18 protein-coding genes are annotated in these 15,771 nt (G+C 31.2%); 7 read left to right on the top strand and 11 right to left on the bottom strand.

The window, feature by feature from the left end; genetic code table 11:
- The first annotated feature begins 3 nt into the window (after positions 1 to 3).
- Genes AJ936_RS02990 through AJ936_RS03000 form a run of 3 tightly spaced genes read left to right on the top strand, consistent with a single transcriptional unit; the run spans position 4 to position 2,125 of the window.
- Positions 4 to 525, top strand: coding sequence for a chemotaxis protein CheW (locus AJ936_RS02990; protein ID WP_002826355.1), 522 nt, complete (start codon positions 4 to 6; stop codon positions 523 to 525).
- Complete coding sequence (gene serB / locus AJ936_RS02995; protein WP_070243322.1) at positions 525 to 1,148, top strand: phosphoserine phosphatase SerB; 624 nt, start codon at positions 525 to 527, stop codon at positions 1,146 to 1,148. The genes AJ936_RS02990 and serB overlap by 1 nt, the downstream gene beginning before the upstream one ends.
- Positions 1,148 to 2,125, top strand: coding sequence for a transaldolase (locus tag AJ936_RS03000; protein WP_070248619.1), 978 nt, complete (start codon positions 1,148 to 1,150; stop codon positions 2,123 to 2,125). Before serB ends, AJ936_RS03000 begins: the two co-directional genes overlap by 1 nt.
- Here AJ936_RS03000 and AJ936_RS03005 read toward each other — a convergent pair whose 3' ends face one another.
- The 10 genes from AJ936_RS03005 to AJ936_RS03050 all read right to left on the bottom strand — a co-directional run bounded on the left by AJ936_RS03005 (position 2,126) and on the right by AJ936_RS03050 (position 12,156).
- Complete coding sequence (locus AJ936_RS03005) at positions 2,126 to 2,548, bottom strand: hypothetical protein (protein ID WP_002861062.1); 423 nt, start codon at positions 2,546 to 2,548, stop codon at positions 2,126 to 2,128.
- Positions 2,545 to 5,814, bottom strand: coding sequence for a carbamoyl-phosphate synthase large subunit (gene carB, locus AJ936_RS03010; RefSeq protein WP_070210113.1), 3,270 nt, complete (start codon positions 5,812 to 5,814; stop codon positions 2,545 to 2,547). Before carB ends, AJ936_RS03005 begins: the two co-directional genes overlap by 4 nt.
- 260 nt (positions 5,815 to 6,074) lie before the next feature.
- Entirely contained in the window at positions 6,075 to 6,824 is a 750-nt protein-coding gene (gene mreC, locus AJ936_RS03015) for a rod shape-determining protein MreC (protein ID WP_044779563.1), read from the bottom strand.
- Entirely contained in the window at positions 6,814 to 7,854 is a 1,041-nt protein-coding gene (locus AJ936_RS03020; RefSeq protein ID WP_002861059.1) for a rod shape-determining protein, read from the bottom strand. Before AJ936_RS03020 ends, mreC begins: the two co-directional genes overlap by 11 nt.
- Positions 7,855 to 7,864: 10 nt before the next feature.
- A complete protein-coding gene (gene clpX / locus AJ936_RS03025; protein WP_002860329.1) occupies positions 7,865 to 9,088 on the bottom strand; it encodes an ATP-dependent Clp protease ATP-binding subunit ClpX in 1,224 nt (407 codons plus the stop codon).
- Positions 9,081 to 9,872: an acyl-ACP--UDP-N-acetylglucosamine O-acyltransferase gene (gene lpxA, locus AJ936_RS03030; RefSeq protein ID WP_044779564.1), complete on the bottom strand. Its 792-nt coding sequence runs from the start codon at positions 9,870 to 9,872 to the stop codon at positions 9,081 to 9,083. The genes clpX and lpxA overlap by 8 nt, the downstream gene beginning before the upstream one ends.
- Complete coding sequence (gene fabZ / locus AJ936_RS03035; protein ID WP_002851782.1) at positions 9,872 to 10,312, bottom strand: 3-hydroxyacyl-ACP dehydratase FabZ; 441 nt, start codon at positions 10,310 to 10,312, stop codon at positions 9,872 to 9,874. Before fabZ ends, lpxA begins: the two co-directional genes overlap by 1 nt.
- 94 nt (positions 10,313 to 10,406) lie before the next feature.
- Positions 10,407 to 11,498, bottom strand: coding sequence for an epoxyqueuosine reductase QueH (locus AJ936_RS03040; protein WP_044780361.1), 1,092 nt, complete (start codon positions 11,496 to 11,498; stop codon positions 10,407 to 10,409).
- Positions 11,498 to 11,953 (bottom strand): thioredoxin-dependent thiol peroxidase, encoded by a 456-nt coding sequence (bcp, locus tag AJ936_RS03045; protein WP_044780360.1) that lies wholly within the window; start codon positions 11,951 to 11,953, stop codon positions 11,498 to 11,500. Before bcp ends, AJ936_RS03040 begins: the two co-directional genes overlap by 1 nt.
- Positions 11,950 to 12,156 carry a 4-oxalocrotonate tautomerase family protein gene (locus AJ936_RS03050; protein ID WP_044779567.1) on the bottom strand — a complete coding sequence of 69 codons (207 nt, stop codon included), beginning with the start codon at positions 12,154 to 12,156 and terminating at the stop codon, positions 11,950 to 11,952. The genes bcp and AJ936_RS03050 overlap by 4 nt, the downstream gene beginning before the upstream one ends.
- A 173-nt stretch (positions 12,157 to 12,329) precedes the next feature.
- Between AJ936_RS03050 and ilvE the strand changes: the two genes are divergently transcribed.
- From ilvE to AJ936_RS03070, 4 genes are read left to right on the top strand one after another with little or no spacing between them, the layout of a single operon-like run.
- The gene (ilvE, locus tag AJ936_RS03055; RefSeq protein WP_044780359.1) at positions 12,330 to 13,244 is read left to right on the top strand and encodes a branched-chain-amino-acid transaminase; all 915 of its coding nucleotides are present in this window, start codon (positions 12,330 to 12,332) and stop codon (positions 13,242 to 13,244) included.
- A gap of 12 nt (positions 13,245 to 13,256) precedes the next feature.
- Positions 13,257 to 14,342: a prohibitin family protein gene (locus AJ936_RS03060; protein WP_044780358.1), complete on the top strand. Its 1,086-nt coding sequence runs from the start codon at positions 13,257 to 13,259 to the stop codon at positions 14,340 to 14,342.
- A 12-nt stretch (positions 14,343 to 14,354) separates the two neighbouring features.
- Complete coding sequence (locus AJ936_RS03065) at positions 14,355 to 14,885, top strand: DUF2393 domain-containing protein (RefSeq protein ID WP_044780357.1); 531 nt, start codon at positions 14,355 to 14,357, stop codon at positions 14,883 to 14,885.
- Positions 14,885 to 15,394: a DUF2393 family protein gene (locus AJ936_RS03070; protein ID WP_070274044.1), complete on the top strand. Its 510-nt coding sequence runs from the start codon at positions 14,885 to 14,887 to the stop codon at positions 15,392 to 15,394. The genes AJ936_RS03065 and AJ936_RS03070 overlap by 1 nt, the downstream gene beginning before the upstream one ends.
- Positions 15,395 to 15,516: 122 nt before the next feature.
- Here AJ936_RS03070 and AJ936_RS03075 read toward each other — a convergent pair.
- Positions 15,517 to 15,771: methyl-accepting chemotaxis protein (locus AJ936_RS03075; RefSeq protein WP_032600453.1), on the bottom strand; the 255-nt coding region annotated here is incomplete at its 5' end.

A 15,771-nucleotide genomic window follows, 5' to 3' on the forward strand; every position in this document is an offset into this window, starting at 1 on the left:
AATATGAGTAATGAAAAATTAGAGCAAATTTTGCAAAAACAGCAAACTCAGATGGCTGGTCCTGATGTCGATCAAAGAGAAGATGATATCATCCAACTTGTCGGCTTTGTAGTTGGAGATGAGGAATATGCGATTCCAATTCTTAATATACAAGAAATCATCAAACCTATAGAATATACTAGAGTTCCTAGTGTACCTGATTATGTTCTAGGGGTTTTTAATATGCGTGGTAATGTTATGCCACTCATTGATCTAGCTCAACGCTTTCATTTAGGAAGTTCTAAAATGACACCTCAAACAAGATATATTGTTTTAAGAGGTGAGACAAATGGAACTGGAGTTGGAGGAAATGCTGGTTTTGTTATAGATAGATTAACTGAAGCAATTAAAATTCACAGAAACAGAATCGATCCACCACCTGAAACTTTAGTTAAAGACAAAGGTATGATTTATGGTATAGGAAAAAGAGATGAAAATATCTTAACTATACTCAAAGTAGAAGCTTTACTTAAGCGCGAATTTTAATGATTAAACTTTGTGTTTTTGACTTTGACGCTACTTTAATGGATGGTGAAACCATCGATATTTTAGCTACAGCGCATGGCAAGGGTAATCAAACAAGCGAAATTACCCGCCATGCCATGGCTGGAGAGCTTGATTTTTTCGAAAGTCTTCAAAAACGAGTAAGCCTTTTAAAAGGTATATCTTATAAAAAAGTTTTAGAATTAGGTAGCACACTTCCACTAATGCATGGAGCACATGAACTTATCCAATATTTAAAATCTAAAAATATACAAATTGTTATTTTTAGCGGTGGTTTTCATGAAGGCATAGATCCTGCTATGCAAAAACTTGGAATTAACCTCGGTTTTGCAAATTATCTGCATCATAAAAATGACATTTTAACAGGGCTAGTTGGTGGGGAAATGATGTTTTCAAATTCAAAAGGCTTAATGCTACAACGATTAAAAAGCTTTTTAAATTTGAAAACAGATGAAGTGATGTGTGTTGGCGATGGGGCAAATGATTTGGCAATGTTTAACGAAAGTGGATTAAAGATTGCATTTTGTGCTAAAGAAATTTTACGTTCTCAAGCTGATATTTGCGTAGACATAAAAGACTTAAAAGAAATAATAAAGGTAATATAATGAAAAATTTTTCTCTTTGGTGTGATTTTATAGAAAATAGTTTTTTAGATAATGAATTTTTAAATTTATTATCACATGGAATTAATGGCGCCACTTCAAATCCTGCTATTTTTAAAAATGCTATTTTAAATTCTCCAATTTATAAAGATAAAATTCTTAAATTAAAAGGAAAAAAAACAAAAGATATTTATGAAGAATTAGCAATTTCTGATATTCAAAAAGCAGCTGATAAATTAACTCCTCTTTTTTATCAAAAAAACGATGGATTTATAAGTATTGAAATAGATCCAAGACTTCATGATAACACGACTCTTAGTTTAGGCGAAGCTAAAAGACTTTATAGTGCTATTAGCAAAGAAAATGTAATGATTAAAATTCCAGCTACAAAAGCTTCTTATGAAGTAATGTATGAACTTATGAAAAATGGTATTAGCGTCAATGCTACCTTAATTTTTTCTCTTGAACAAAGTCAAAAATGTTTTGAAGCTTTAAATGCAGGTTTAGTCGAATTTAGAAAAAACAATATAGCCTTAAAAGAACAAAATACTAGAACACCGCAAGCTGTTATAAGTATTTTTGTAAGTCGTTTTGATAGACTTTTAAATCCTAAAGCCAAAGAGCAAAATCGTATTGGAATTTTAAATGCAAATTTAGCTTATAACAATATCTACTCAAAAAATGAACCTAATATTCGCACCTTGTTTGCAAGCACTGGAGTTAAAGGAGATGATCTGCCAAAAGACTATTATATCAAAGAACTTCTTTTTGAGAATTCTGTTAATACTGCTCCTCTTGATGCAATAGAGGTATTTAAAGGAAAAATGGATTTTAAAAAACCTTTAATGAATTTTGAAATTTATACAGAACTTAATCAAATCATTTCTCAAAGTGAACGAGAAAAAGCTTGCAATGATTTATTAAGTGATGGCCTAGAGCAATTTTGTATTGCTTTTGAAGATATTTTAAAAGCTCTTTAATTAACGTATTTTTATCATTTTATTCTTTGAAAGTTTTAATATTTTTGATGGGATATTTTCGAAAAATTTCTCATCAAGTATTATATCAGCAACACTTCTAGCCCATTCTTCATCAAATTCTTTTCCATGCTTGTTTGCCGAAGATGAATAAAAATAGCCATTTTTACTTAAAAAATTCGCATGTTTACACTCTTTCACAATACGAATGGCCTGATTATTTGGATAAATAAAAGTTGTTTTTTTAGAACGACGTACTAAATTTTTAAAAGATTTTGGAATTCTTGCTAAACTTTTCAACTCGCAAAATTTCGCAGAAGTGATTAAGCAAGGTTGATTTTTACCTCTACCTTTTAAAGCATTAATCTCTTCTAAATTTTTACTTAAAAATCCTACCGTAGTATCTGTTTGAGCTAAATAAATCAAAATTTAAGCCACTCTTGCAAACTCTTTACATCTAGGCAAGATTTACTCTGTATAGCTTTAATCGATTTTGCACCTGCTAAAGCTGATCGTAAATTTGTAAAATAAGGTATTTTAAAACGAATAATATTTTCACGAATTTTTTTCGTATCACCTTTAAAACTGTGATTATCACTTGTATTGATAACTAAGTGAATTTCTCCATTTTTCAATTTATCTTCAACATTGGGGCGTCCTTCTGAAATTTTATGTACAAGTTCGCACTCAAAACCACTTTCTAAAATTTCCTTACAAGTTCCCCCTGTTGCCATAAGCTTAAAGCCAAGCTTTACATATTCTGCAGCGATTTTTTTGGTATATTTTTTATCCTTATCTTTTAAGGAGATAAATACCACGCCTTGCTCTGGCAGATGATTAAACGATGCGATTTGACTTTTTGCGTAAGAATTTGCAAAATCCTTGCTTATACCCATAACTTCACCCGTTGAACGCATTTCAGGACCTAATTCTAAATCACTTCCACTAAGTTTTGCAAATGGAAATACTGCTTCTTTCACGCTCATATATTTTGGAGTTTTAGGGCGTAAAATTTTAGTATCAAAATTAACCACTTTGAAAGTATCATAAAATTTTAAAGCTTCTTTTAAATTTCCTTGCCACATCACACGCGTTGCCACTTTTGCTAAAGGAATACCCGTAGCTTTACTAACAAAAGGCACAGTACGACTAGCTCTAGGATTTACTTCTATCATATAAAGCTCATTATGATGTAAAGCAAATTGTATATTTAAAAGCCCTACAACTCCTAAATTTAAAGCAATATCTGCGGTTTTTTGTGCAATAAATTCTTGCATTTTTTCATCGATATTACAAGGTGGTAAAGAACAAGCACTATCACCTGAATGAATTCCCGCTTCTTCTATGTGCTCCATAATTCCTGCCACATAAACATCTTTACCATCACAAATCGCATCAACATCAATTTCTGTAGCATTGTCTAAAAACTGATCAATCAAAACAGGACTTTTATCGCTCACATCTACAGCTTCTTGCATATAGAGTCTAAGTTCAGCCTCATCATTTACCACACGCATCGCACGCCCACCTAAAACATAACTTGGTCTTACAAGCACAGGATACCCTATATCACTAGCCTTAAGAACCGCTTCTTCTACACTTGTTGCGGTAGAATTTTTTGGCTGATTGATACCTAGTTTTGTAATAAATTCGGCAAATTTCTTTCTATCTTCTGCCATATCAACTACTCTTGCGCTAGTACCTATAATCTTAGCTCCAAAAGCACTCAAACGCTTAGCAAATTTCAAAGGAGTTTGTCCACCAAAATGCACAATCACTCCATCAGGTTTTTCACGCTCAATCACCACTCTTAAATGTTCGAAATCAATAGGCTCGAAATACAAAATATCACTTGTATCATAGTCAGTCGAAACGGTTTCAGGATTACAATTATACATAATGGTTTTAATACCCATATCTTTAAGCGCAAAAGAAGCATGTACGCAAGCATAGTCAAATTCTATACCTTGTCCTATGCGATTTGGCCCCCCACCTATAATCATCACTTTTTTTTCTTTTTTATCCTTAGCATCGTTTTTACTTTGAGTGAGTTCGCTTACATTAATACTTGAATAAAGATAAGGAGTTAAAGCTTCAAATTCACCCGCACAAGTATCCACTTCACTAAATTCTGCAATGATTTTTTGCTTCATTCTCGCATAATAAATATCATTTTGGCTTAATTCTAAATTATCTTTCAAATTTACAAGCAAAGCTATCATTTTATCTGAAAAGCCCATAGTTTTTGCTTTTCTCAAAAGAGCTTTATTGTTTAAAATATCCATATCAATTTGCTCTTCAAAATCTACAATTTCTTTAATCTGTGTTAAAAACCAAGGATCTATTTTACAAAGCTCATAAAGTTCTTCTACGCTAAAACCTTCCCTAAAAGCTTGAGCAACATAAAGTAAACGCTTTTCATTGGCATTGCGAATTTTAAAAACAAGATCATTTCTATCTTCAAATTTTACTCTATCAAAACCACTCAAAGAACGCTCAAGAGAACAAAGTGCTTTTTGTATACTTTCTTTAAAAGTGCGTCCTATAGCCATTACCTCACCCACACTTTTCATAGCTGTACCTAAAGTTGTATTTGCTCCTGGAAATTTTTCAAAAGTAAAGCGAGGAATTTTTGTCACAATGTAATCAATCACAGGCTCGAAAGATGCAGGAGTTCCTGTAATGTCATTTTTAATCTCATCTAAACTAAAGCCTACTGCCAAAAGTGTCGCAACCTTTGCTATAGGATAACCCGTTGCCTTAGAAGCTAAAGCACTTGATCTTGAAACCCTTGGATTCATTTCTATAACTATCATTCTTCCATTTTTTGGGTTGATAGCAAATTGTACATTACTTCCGCCTGTATCTACGCCAATTTCACGCAAAATAGCAAAAGAAGCATTACGCATAACTTGATATTCTTTATCCGTCAAAGTTAATGCTGGAGCTATTGTAATACTATCTCCTGTATGAACTCCCATAGGATCGATATTTTCTATACTACAAACTATGATACAATTATCCGCTCTATCGCGTATAACTTCCATTTCATATTCTTTCCAACCTAACAAACTTTCTTCAATCAAAATTTCATGGATAGGCGATAAAGCTAAAGCAGTATTAGCGAGTTCTTTAAATTCGTCCATATTATAAACCACACCACTTCCAGCACCTCCTAAAGTATAAGAAGCACGGATCATCAAAGGAAAGCCGATTTCATCTACGGCTTTTAAAGCTTCATCATAATTATACGCATACATCGATTTTGGCAAATCCATGCCGATTTTTTTCATACATTCTTTAAAGACTTGACGATCTTCGCCTTTTTTAATCGCCTCAGGATTTGCGCCTAAAAATTTTACATCTCCTAAAAGTCCGCTTTCATAAACTTCCATAGCAACATTTAACGCTACTTGTCCACCCATAGTTGGCAAAATTGCATCAATTTTTTCTTTTTTAATAATACTTAAAATACTTTCTTTTGTTATGGGTTCTATATAAGTTGCATCTGCAAATTCAGGATCTGTCATGATAGTTGCAGGATTTGAGTTAATTAATACTACACGATATCCTAATTCTTTTAAAGTCTTTGCGGCTTGAGTTCCAGAATAATCAAATTCACAAGCTTGTCCTATCACAATAGGACCACTTCCTATAAGTAAAATACTTTTAATATCTGTTCGTTTTGGCATAAATTTTCCTAAGAGCATAAATTTGAGCTGATTATAACAAAAATTAGTTTTATAAACTTTGAAATTATCGATATAATTTTAAAAAATAAACACCCTGCTTTTAATCTAGGAAATAATACATAAAGAAATTTAAGATTTTTTATAAAATTCTCATTCGATTATAAAAATTTATTTGATAATTTAACAAAATTTTTAGCATTAAACAAAGTTATAATAATTAGCAAAAATATAGAAAATTTTTAAAAAGTCTAACCCTTGACTTATAAATTATCTACTACATATAAATAAGCAGGAATACTGATCTTAACATAAGGCTTTACTTCTACACTTTGATACATATCTTCATCATCAACTCTATTCACAATCCCAACAGGGACATCCGAAAAGAAAATATTATCAAGTCCGCTTGTTAAGATTTCATCTCCGACATTAATTTTCGCCCACTTTGGAATAAATTTAACCACAACCTTGCCATTTTCACCTTGAATTAAACCTGGAGCTTTGGATTTTCCTATATAAACAGAAAAAACACACTGATCATCACCTTGCAGAAGAGCCATTGTTCTGCCATCTTTATTAATAGCTATACCTGCAGTATATCCTTGATATATTAAACCACGATTTTTACCAACGGGAATTTTGCTCCAATCTAGCCATAATTTTTTATAATCATTCAATTGAACATAAGAAATAACTCTAGTTAAAGAAACTTGAGGTAAATATTTTGTAGAATTTTGATCCTCTAAAATACGATTTAATTGATTTGCAAAACTAGTTACCTTTACGGCAATGTCTTCTAATTCTTTATTTCTAGCTTTTAATTGCTGAATTTGATTTGCTTGATTAAAATGTTCTGAAATTTTTTCTTTCAAATAATCTTTAATATTATAAAAATTACCTATAACAAAGTCATTAACACGGAGAACATTTTGCTTGATAAGTCTTCCATAATAAAAAGATATAAAAACCAAAAAGGCTAAGACAAGAACATAAAAAATCTTATTCTTCATTGGTTAATTGTTGCAATAATGAAATTTCCTCTAAAGCTTTACCTGTTCCTTTTGCTACAGCTAAAAGCGGTTCATCTGCGATATAAACTGGCAAACGTACAATTTCACTTAAATATTTATCAAGACCACGAATCAATGCTCCGCCACCTGTTAAAACTACACCATTTTCTACTATATCACTTGCTAAATCAGGCGGCATCATTTCAAGAACCATTTTTAAAGCATCAGCAATTTCTTTTAAATACTCACGCATTGCTTCTCTTACATCTTCACTTGTAAGTTCAATACGACTTAAAAGTCCACTTACTTGATCGCGTCCTTTTACCACCATAGAAAGTTCTTTTGGAAGTTGTATTGCTGAACCTATAGTGATTTTGATCTCTTCGCCCGTTCTTTCACCTATGATAAGATTGTATTTTTCTTTTACATAATTAACTATACTCATATCAAGCTTATCTCCAGCCGTACGAATAGACTTTGAAATCACAAGTCCACCCAAAGAAATCACTCCAATTTCAGTAGTTCCGCCCCCTATATCTACTACCAAATTTCCTTTAGGCTCTTGTATAGGTAAACTTGCACCAATAGCTGCTGCCATAGGCTCTTCAATCAAAAATACCTCTCTTGCACCTGCGCTTAAAGCACTTTCTCTTACCGCTTTTCTTTCTACTTGAGTTAAACCATAAGGAACAGAAATGATAATTCTAGGGCGTAAAAAACTTTTTCTACGGTGTGTTTTTTCTATAAAATAGCGGATCATTTTTTCAGTCATATCAAAATCTGCAATCACGCCATCTTTCATAGGACGAATAGCTTCGATATTGCCTGGAGTTTTTCCCACCATATCTTTAGCTTCTTTACCTACGGCTAAAATTTTTGCTTTGGAACCATACCTTTCTCTTTCAACTGCCACAACAGAAGGCTCATTTATCACTATACCCTTATCTTTTATCAAAACTAGCGTATTAGCTGTTCCTAAATCAATCCCCATATCACTAGAAAAAAATCCTATAAGTTGATCTAATATCATTTCTATCCTTTTAACTTATTTTTCTTTTTATTAATAATGCTTTTGCATTGTCTTTAACAACTTCTTTAGTTATTACAATATCATAATTTTTATACTCTGGTAACTCAAACATTAAATCTACCATCATTTCTTCTATAATACTTCTAAGTCCCCTAGCCCCTGTTTTTCTCTCCAATGCAAGTTGCGCGATAGCTCTTAGAGCATCTTCTTCAAATTTTAAATTTACCCCATCAATAGCAAAAAGCTTTTGATATTGTTTAATAATGGCATTTTTAGGCTCAGTTAAAATTCTTACCATATCCTCTTCATTAAGCTCATTTAAAGATGCAATCACATGCAAACGACCTATAAGCTCAGGAATCAAACCAAAATGCACCAAATCATCAGGTTCGATTTTCTCAAGCAAAGCTTTATTTTCTTCTTTTGCATCATCAAAAAAGCCCACAACTTTATCGCCAAGTTTTCTTTTTAAGATAGTTTCCAAACCATCAAAAGCTCCACCACAAACAAATAAAATATTTGAAGTGTCAATTTGTATAAACTCTTGATTTGGATGTTTTCTTCCCCCTTTTGGTGGAATATTTACCAAACTTCCTTCGATAATCTTAAGTAAAGCTTGTTGCACACCCTCTCCACTTACATCACGAGTAATAGAACGATTTTCACTCATTCTAGCAATTTTATCAATCTCATCAATAAAAACTATACCTTTTTGAGCTCTTTGCACATCTCCATCTGCAGCTTGCAAAAGACGTGTTAAAATATTTTCCACATCCTCACCTACATATCCTGCTTCAGTTAAAGAAGTTGCATCACAAATTGCTATAGGTACATCTAAAAATTTAGCTAAAGTTTGCGCCAATAAAGTTTTTCCACTTCCTGTTGGCCCAACAAGTAAAATATTTGACTTAAAAAGCTCTGTATCATCATCTTGAAGTTCGGCTTTAAAAAGTCTTTTATAATGATTGTATACTCCAACACTAAAAACTTTTTTAGCTCTATCTTGTCCTATGACATAACGATCTAGATAAGCTTTTAATTCTTTTGGAGTGATATCTTTAAATTCTGTATTATGGCTTTGTTTAGGTTCTTTAAATTCTTTTTCTTCTCCATAAATAATACTATAAGCACCTTCAACGCAATATTCACAAATAAAAGCATCATCATTTTCATTTGCTAAAATTCTTCTTTGTGGATTCTCCACTTCATTGCAAAAACTACATTTTCTAGGCATTATTTTTACCCCTATAGACAGGAATTCCGCGCTTTGTTTCTAATATAAAATGGCACATTTTTTTAACATTTTCACTTTCTTGATTTTCAAGCAAATTTTTAGCATTTTCTTTTAAATCTCCTTGTCTAAATAAAGTTTTAAAAGCTCTGCTAAGTCTATCTACTTCATCTTTATCAAAACGACGACGAATACCTACTAAATTTAAACTTCTAATACTTGCACGATTTCCTTCTGCTAAACAAAACGGTACTATATCCTGAGAGAGTGCACTAGCTCCTGCTATCATACAACCCTCACCTACTTTGACAAATTGATGAATAGGTGTAAGCCCGCCTACAACCGTAAAATCTCCAAGCTCTACATGTCCTGCTAAAGTTGCATTATTAGCTAAAATAATATTATTACCCAAAAAACAATCATGAGCAATATGACAGTAAGCCATAATAAAAGCATTATCGCCTATACGAGTAAAACCATCTCCTTTAGCTGTACCTGAATTTATCGTTGCAAATTCTCTAATAGTTGCATTTTTTCCTATAACAACACCGCTTTTTTGCTCTTCTTTATAAGATATATCCTGAGGAATATCGCCTACTATAGCATAAGAAAATACACGAGAATGATCACCTATAGTTGTATCTGAAAGAATTCGAGCACCTTGTTTGATGACAACATCATTACCTATTTTAGTATCTTTACCTACATAAGCATAAGCTTCTATTACAACATCGTCACCAAGTTGTGCACCCTCTTCAATCACCGCACTTGGATGAATTTTTTTCATTATTTATCCACTATCATAGCTTTAAGCTCAGCCTCTGCAACTAAATTTCCATCTACAAAAGCTTGCCCTTTAAAAATCCACATATTACCACGATTTTTAACCACGCTCATTTCATAATCAAGCCTATCTCCAGGACGCACAGGATTTCTAAATTTTGCTCCATCTATGCCTGTGAAATAAACTACTTTACTTTTTGGATCCACTTTATCTTCCATACTTTCAAAAGCTAAAACTCCGCCTGTTTGAGCCATACCTTCTAAAATCAAAACTCCAGGATAAATAGGATGCCCTGGAAAATGTCCCATAAAAACATGGTCACTTATACTGATGTTTTTATATCCTCGAACCACTTCTTTAACTTTTAATTCTGTAATTTTATCTACTAGTAAAAAAGGATAACGGTGTGGTAAGATTTCTTGAATTTGCATTACATCTATCATTATTAAATTAACCTTGAAAACAATTAAAAATTTTATTATATAAAAAAATCATTAAAAATTACATTAACAAAAAAAGTTTTTCTTAATAAATTTCTTAAATTTCTACAAGCACCTCTTGATTATCATGATAAATTTCACTTTTTGCTATCACTTCATATCTTGAAGGTAAAATATTTTCAAGGATGATAATAGGGCTAAGATTATAAGTTCCAAACAATTTATTACGCCATTTAGTTTCTGCTTGCACACTCAAAGGTCTTTTTAAAAAATCTTCAAAATTTTTCCATTTGTTTTTAAAAAATGCATTAAAACGCCAAAATTCAACAAAAACCATTTCATCTTTAGTGCTTCTATAAAAGCCTTCTTTTAAATTTTGTTTTAAATTTTCCTCATCCAAAGAAAATCTTGTATAAGCGTTTTTAAAATGCGAATAAAATAAAATATGAGATTTAACAGGCTTTTTATCTAATTTTATTAAAGCATTTAAAAGACGATAATTTAAAAATTTCTCTCTTAAAATTTCAAATTTTATACCTTTTTTTTCCCATAAAACTATTTTTTTATAAAGAGCTATTCTTGCTTCTATACTTGCAGGTAAAATTTGCTTATTTACAGGAGACATTAACTCATCAATGAAATTCTTATCTTGTTTTTGTTTTTTAAGCCCATAAATACAACCACAATAGTTTTGATGATAAAGCATTTCTTTTTTTGCTAAAGCAAACTGCCTTTGAGTGCCGCCATTTTTACGAAAATCAGGAGCTAAAAACTCTACCCCATAAGACTCACATTCTTTTTGTAAAGCATTTTTTAACTGTTCTAAATCTTTTTTAGGGCTGGTTAAAAGCGTAGTAGTAAGCTTTTTTTCTCCTATTTTAGCAGCAAATTTAACACTAGATCCCATTCTTACATCAAAACAAATTTCACACCTTGCACCTTTTTCAGGCTCATTTTCATAACCACGCACAGCATTAAGCCATTTTTCATACTCATACTCGCCCTTATATAACTTAATACCAAGTTTATCACAAGATCTTTTTACATCTAAAAATCTTAGTTCGTATTCGCTTAAAGGATGAATATTTGGATCATAAAAATACCCTATGATTTTTTCATCAGGATAAGTCTTTCTAAGTTCTTCAATAAAATAATGACTATCCACACTACAACAAATATGCACTAGCATTAAAGACTTTCAAGTACTTTTAAAGCATGATCTTTTACACGAACATTACTATAAATTTGAGCAATCTTACCTGTTTCATCGATAACAAAAGTAGATCGGATAAGACCTTCGTATTCTTTTCCGTAATTTTTCTTAATCCCCCAAGCTCCATAAGCTTTAGCAATTTCTTTTTCGCTATCACTAAGTAAAATATGCTTTAAATCAAATTTAGAGATAAATTTTTCATGACTTGCCACGCTATCAGGACTGATACCGATAATCACTGCATTTTTATCACCAAATTTATCATAATTTAAACTAAAATCACAAGCTTCTGTAGTACAACCTGGAGTATTATCTTTTGGATAAAAATACAAAATCACCTTTTTACCAATAAAATCTTTTAATGCTATTTTTACCCCATCTTGATTTAAAAGCTCAAACTGAGGCGCTTTATCTCCTATATTTAAACTCATTTGTTTGCCTTTGCTTTGATAGCTTCTACACTTTCTCCGCCAAAGCCTATGTCATAACTTTCTACATCTTCTAAAACCACCACAACTCTTTCTTTACTTTTATTATATTTCGTGCTTAAAAGTTTGGTAATATCAGCTATAAGCTCCGCTTTTTGTTCCTTGCTTAAAGACGGCTTTGCTAATTTAATATTTACTAATGGCATATTTCTCCTTTTTAATGATAATTTTTTATAATTATTTCAAAAAATACCTAATATTTTTTTTAACAAAAAACCTGAATTTAATAAAAGCTTATTGTTAGTATATTTTTGATAAAATCCTAATTTATTCTTAAAATAATATTTTTTAAGAAATAAACAACTATAAAAGGTAAAAAATGATCTCAGCAGATAAAATTTGGATGGATGGAAAATTAGTTGATTTTAAAGATGCAACTTTACACTTTTTAACCCATTCTTTACATTATGGCAATGCTGTTTTTGAAGGAACTAGAGCCTATAAAACAGATAAAGGCTTAGCAATTTTCAGACTTGAAGATCACACCAAAAGACTTTTAGAGTCTGCAAAAATTACTCTTTTAAATTGTCCTTTTTCTCAAAAAGAGCTTGAAAATGCACAAATTGAACTATTAAAAGCAAATAATTTTAAAAGCAATGTCTATATCCGCCCTTTGATTTTCTTAGGCGATGGAGTTATGGGACTTTATCATATAAAAGCTCCTGTAAGAGTTGGGATTGCAGCTTGGGAATGGGGTGCTTACCTTGGAGAAGAAGGTTTAGAAAAAGGTATAAAAGTAAAAATTTCGTCTTTTGCAAGAAATAGTGTTAAATCATGCATGGGAAAAGCTAAAGCAAGTGCGAATTATCTTAACTCTCAAATTGCAAAATTTGAAGCTATTGAAGCAGGCTATGAAGAAGCTTTAATGCTTGATGAAGAAGGTTTTATCGCAGAAGGAACAGGAGAATGTTTCTTTATTGTAAAAGATGGGGTTTTAATCACACCTCCAAATGATTTTTCTTTAAAAAGCATTACTCAAGATACAGTGCTTAAAATCGCTCATGATCTTGGTGTCACTGTGCTTCGCCAAAGAATTTCAAGAGATGAAGTTTATACTGCTGATGAAGCATTTTTTACCGGAACAGCCGCTGAAATCACACCTATTAACAATATTGATGCAAGAATAATAGGAAATGGTTTAAGAGGATCTGTAACTAAAAAACTTCAAGATGCTTATTTTGATGTAGTTTATGGACGCAATCAAAAATACGCATCTATGCTAACTTATATTTAAAAAAGGAAATAAATGCCAGCTGATTTGAATGATTATTTCAATAAAAAAAATGGAAATTCTAATAATAACGGAAACAACCGTCAAAATTTCAATTTCAAAGCACCAGAATTTAATTTTAAAGGTTTTGGAAAATTTTCTCCGCTTATTTATGGGGTGATTATTATTATCTTATTTTTAATCGTTGCAAAACCTTTTATGGTAATAAATTCTGGAGAAATGGGGATTAAATCAACAACAGGTAAATATGACCCAAATCCATTAGAACCAGGACTTCACTTTTTCTTGCCTTTTGTACAAAAAATAACCATAATCGATACTAGAGTAAGACAAATCAACTATGCTTCTATAGAGGGAAGTAATGAAAATTTATCTTCAGGTTCAGGTGTTATTAATAAAAATAGTATTTCTGTACTTGACTCTCGTGGATTGCCTGTATCTATTGATGTTACAGTGCAATACCGTTTAAATCCTTTGCAAGTTCCTCAAACCATAGCTACTTGGAGCTTAAATTGGGAAAATAAAATTATCGATCCAGTTGTTCGTGATGTAGTGCGAAGTGTTGTAGGAAAATATACAGCCGAGGAACTTCCTACTAATCGTAATACAATAGCCGCTCAAATAGAAGAAGGCATAAGAAAAACTATAGAAGCTCAACCAAATGAACCTGTAGAACTTCGTGCTGTACAACTTAGAGAAATTATTTTACCTTCAAAAGTAAAAGAGCAAATCGAACGCGTACAAATTGCAAAACAAGAAGCTGAAAGAACTAAGTATGAAGTAGAAAGAGCTAATCAAGAAGCCTTAAAAAAAGCCGCCTTAGCTGAAGGGGAAGCAAACGCAACCATAATCAGTGCTAAAGGTAAAGCTATGGCTGTTAAAATAGAAGCAGATGCACAAGCTTATTCTAATAAAGAAATCGCAAACAGCTTAAACACTCCTTTACTAAATTTAAAGCAAATTGAAACTCAAAAAGAATTTAATGAAGCTTTAAAAGTCAATCAAGATGCTAAAATTTTCTTAACTCCAGGTGGAGCAGTACCAAACATTTGGGTTGATACCAAAGATGCTAAAAAGCAAAGTTCCGCCAACATGAACTAAAAGGATACGCAAGTGGAAAAACTAAGAGAAATCGTGCTTTTTTACACTACTCATTTATATTTAGTGGATTATATGCTGATTTTATTAGTTTTTTTTCTCTTCACTTGTGTTTTACTTCTTTGTGTATTTTTACGCCATAGACCTATAGTAGCACTTTTTATTATTGCATTTGATATTATTATTTGTTTTTTAATTTATATCTATGGGTATAAACTAATAGACAATGAAGTAAGAACTCGAAAAACCGCTATTACAGATCAAAAAATAATACAAAGCTCAAATGATTTAATTGTTGATTTTAACATTACAAATAATTCAAAAAATAATTTTAAAGAATGTAAAATTACAGCTAAAATTTTTGCGGATAAAATACCTAATGATAATATCATAGAAGAATATAAAAAGAAATTTATCCCTTTTAGACAAAAAAGTAGAGAAATTAAAGATCTAAAGAAAAATGCAACCCAATTTCAAAGAATTGCCTTTGAAAATTTTAACTATGAAAATAACTATACTATACGCTTAATTTCGGAGTGTTTTTAATGCATTTTACAATTTTTCATATTATAGCTTTTATCATTTTACTTATTTGCTTTGCCTTGATTTGTATTTTAATCTTTATAAAAGTCAAACAGAAAGAAATGGCTTTGATTTCTTACACCATAGCTACTATTTTTACCGCACTTTTAATATATTCTATTTTTCTAACAATCAATCAATTCACCACTCAAGCCGATCTTAGCAAACTAACCTACACAAGAGATCTAAGACATGAAAGTGTTATCGTTAGCGGAAAGGTTCAAAATCTTACTAAATTTGAAATCAGAAAATGCTATTTGATACTTAGCATATTAAATCAAAAAAAAGTAGGGGGAGAAATTTTCAATGATAAAAATATTCGCAATGCCAAAATGCAAAATACAAGTGTTTCTTACACTATAGAAATTATAGACAAACTTCCAGGTAATACTTATAAAGAATTTAGAGCCAGTGTTCCTTTTCCTCCAAGTTTTAATAACCCTGAATTTTATCACACTCTAAAATGTATTTGATTTAGAAAATACTTAATATTGACAATTAGAATTTCTCTATATCACACATTTCATTACATCTTAAAGAATTAAACATATATTATTTTATATAGATAACTAGCTTTTTAGCTAGTTATCTAAGATTAAAACCTCTTCTTCTTAACATCTTCTAAGATGTTATTAGCTATATCACTTACTGTACTAGAAATAATAGCTGATTCATTAGCAATTTCAACATTATCTTTAGTAGTTTGATCAATTTGTGCTACGCTATCATTGATTTGAGTAATACCTGCAGTTTGTTCTTTAATACTTTCTGCCATATCATTGATAGATTGAACAAGTAAATTAGTATTAGCTTCTATTTCAGATAAAGACTTTTGAGTTCTCTCAGCTAG

This window comes from Campylobacter sp. BCW_6877 (genome assembly GCF_001762445.1).
Lineage (GTDB): Bacteria > Campylobacterota > Campylobacteria > Campylobacterales > Campylobacteraceae > Campylobacter_D > Campylobacter_D jejuni.

Coding starts and splice junctions, on each gene's coding strand:
- AJ936_RS02990 (WP_002826355.1), top strand. CDS start 4: ATGAGTAATGAAAAATTAGAGCAAATTTTGCAAAAACAGCAAACTCAG.
- serB (WP_070243322.1), top strand. CDS start 525: ATGATTAAACTTTGTGTTTTTGACTTTGACGCTACTTTAATGGATGGT.
- AJ936_RS03000 (WP_070248619.1), top strand. CDS start 1,148: ATGAAAAATTTTTCTCTTTGGTGTGATTTTATAGAAAATAGTTTTTTA.
- carB (WP_070210113.1), bottom strand. CDS start 5,814: ATGCCAAAACGAACAGATATTAAAAGTATTTTACTTATAGGAAGTGGT.
- mreC (WP_044779563.1), bottom strand. CDS start 6,824: ATGAAGAATAAGATTTTTTATGTTCTTGTCTTAGCCTTTTTGGTTTTT.
- AJ936_RS03020 (WP_002861059.1), bottom strand. CDS start 7,854: ATGATATTAGATCAACTTATAGGATTTTTTTCTAGTGATATGGGGATT.
- clpX (WP_002860329.1), bottom strand. CDS start 9,088: ATGCCTAGAAAATGTAGTTTTTGCAATGAAGTGGAGAATCCACAAAGA.
- lpxA (WP_044779564.1), bottom strand. CDS start 9,872: ATGAAAAAAATTCATCCAAGTGCGGTGATTGAAGAGGGTGCACAACTT.
- fabZ (WP_002851782.1), bottom strand. CDS start 10,312: ATGATAGATGTAATGCAAATTCAAGAAATCTTACCACACCGTTATCCT.
- AJ936_RS03040 (WP_044780361.1), bottom strand. CDS start 11,498: ATGCTAGTGCATATTTGTTGTAGTGTGGATAGTCATTATTTTATTGAA.
- bcp (WP_044780360.1), bottom strand. CDS start 11,953: ATGAGTTTAAATATAGGAGATAAAGCGCCTCAGTTTGAGCTTTTAAAT.
- AJ936_RS03050 (WP_044779567.1), bottom strand. CDS start 12,156: ATGCCATTAGTAAATATTAAATTAGCAAAGCCGTCTTTAAGCAAGGAA.
- ilvE (WP_044780359.1), top strand. CDS start 12,330: ATGATCTCAGCAGATAAAATTTGGATGGATGGAAAATTAGTTGATTTT.
- AJ936_RS03060 (WP_044780358.1), top strand. CDS start 13,257: ATGCCAGCTGATTTGAATGATTATTTCAATAAAAAAAATGGAAATTCT.
- AJ936_RS03070 (WP_070274044.1), top strand. CDS start 14,885: ATGCATTTTACAATTTTTCATATTATAGCTTTTATCATTTTACTTATT.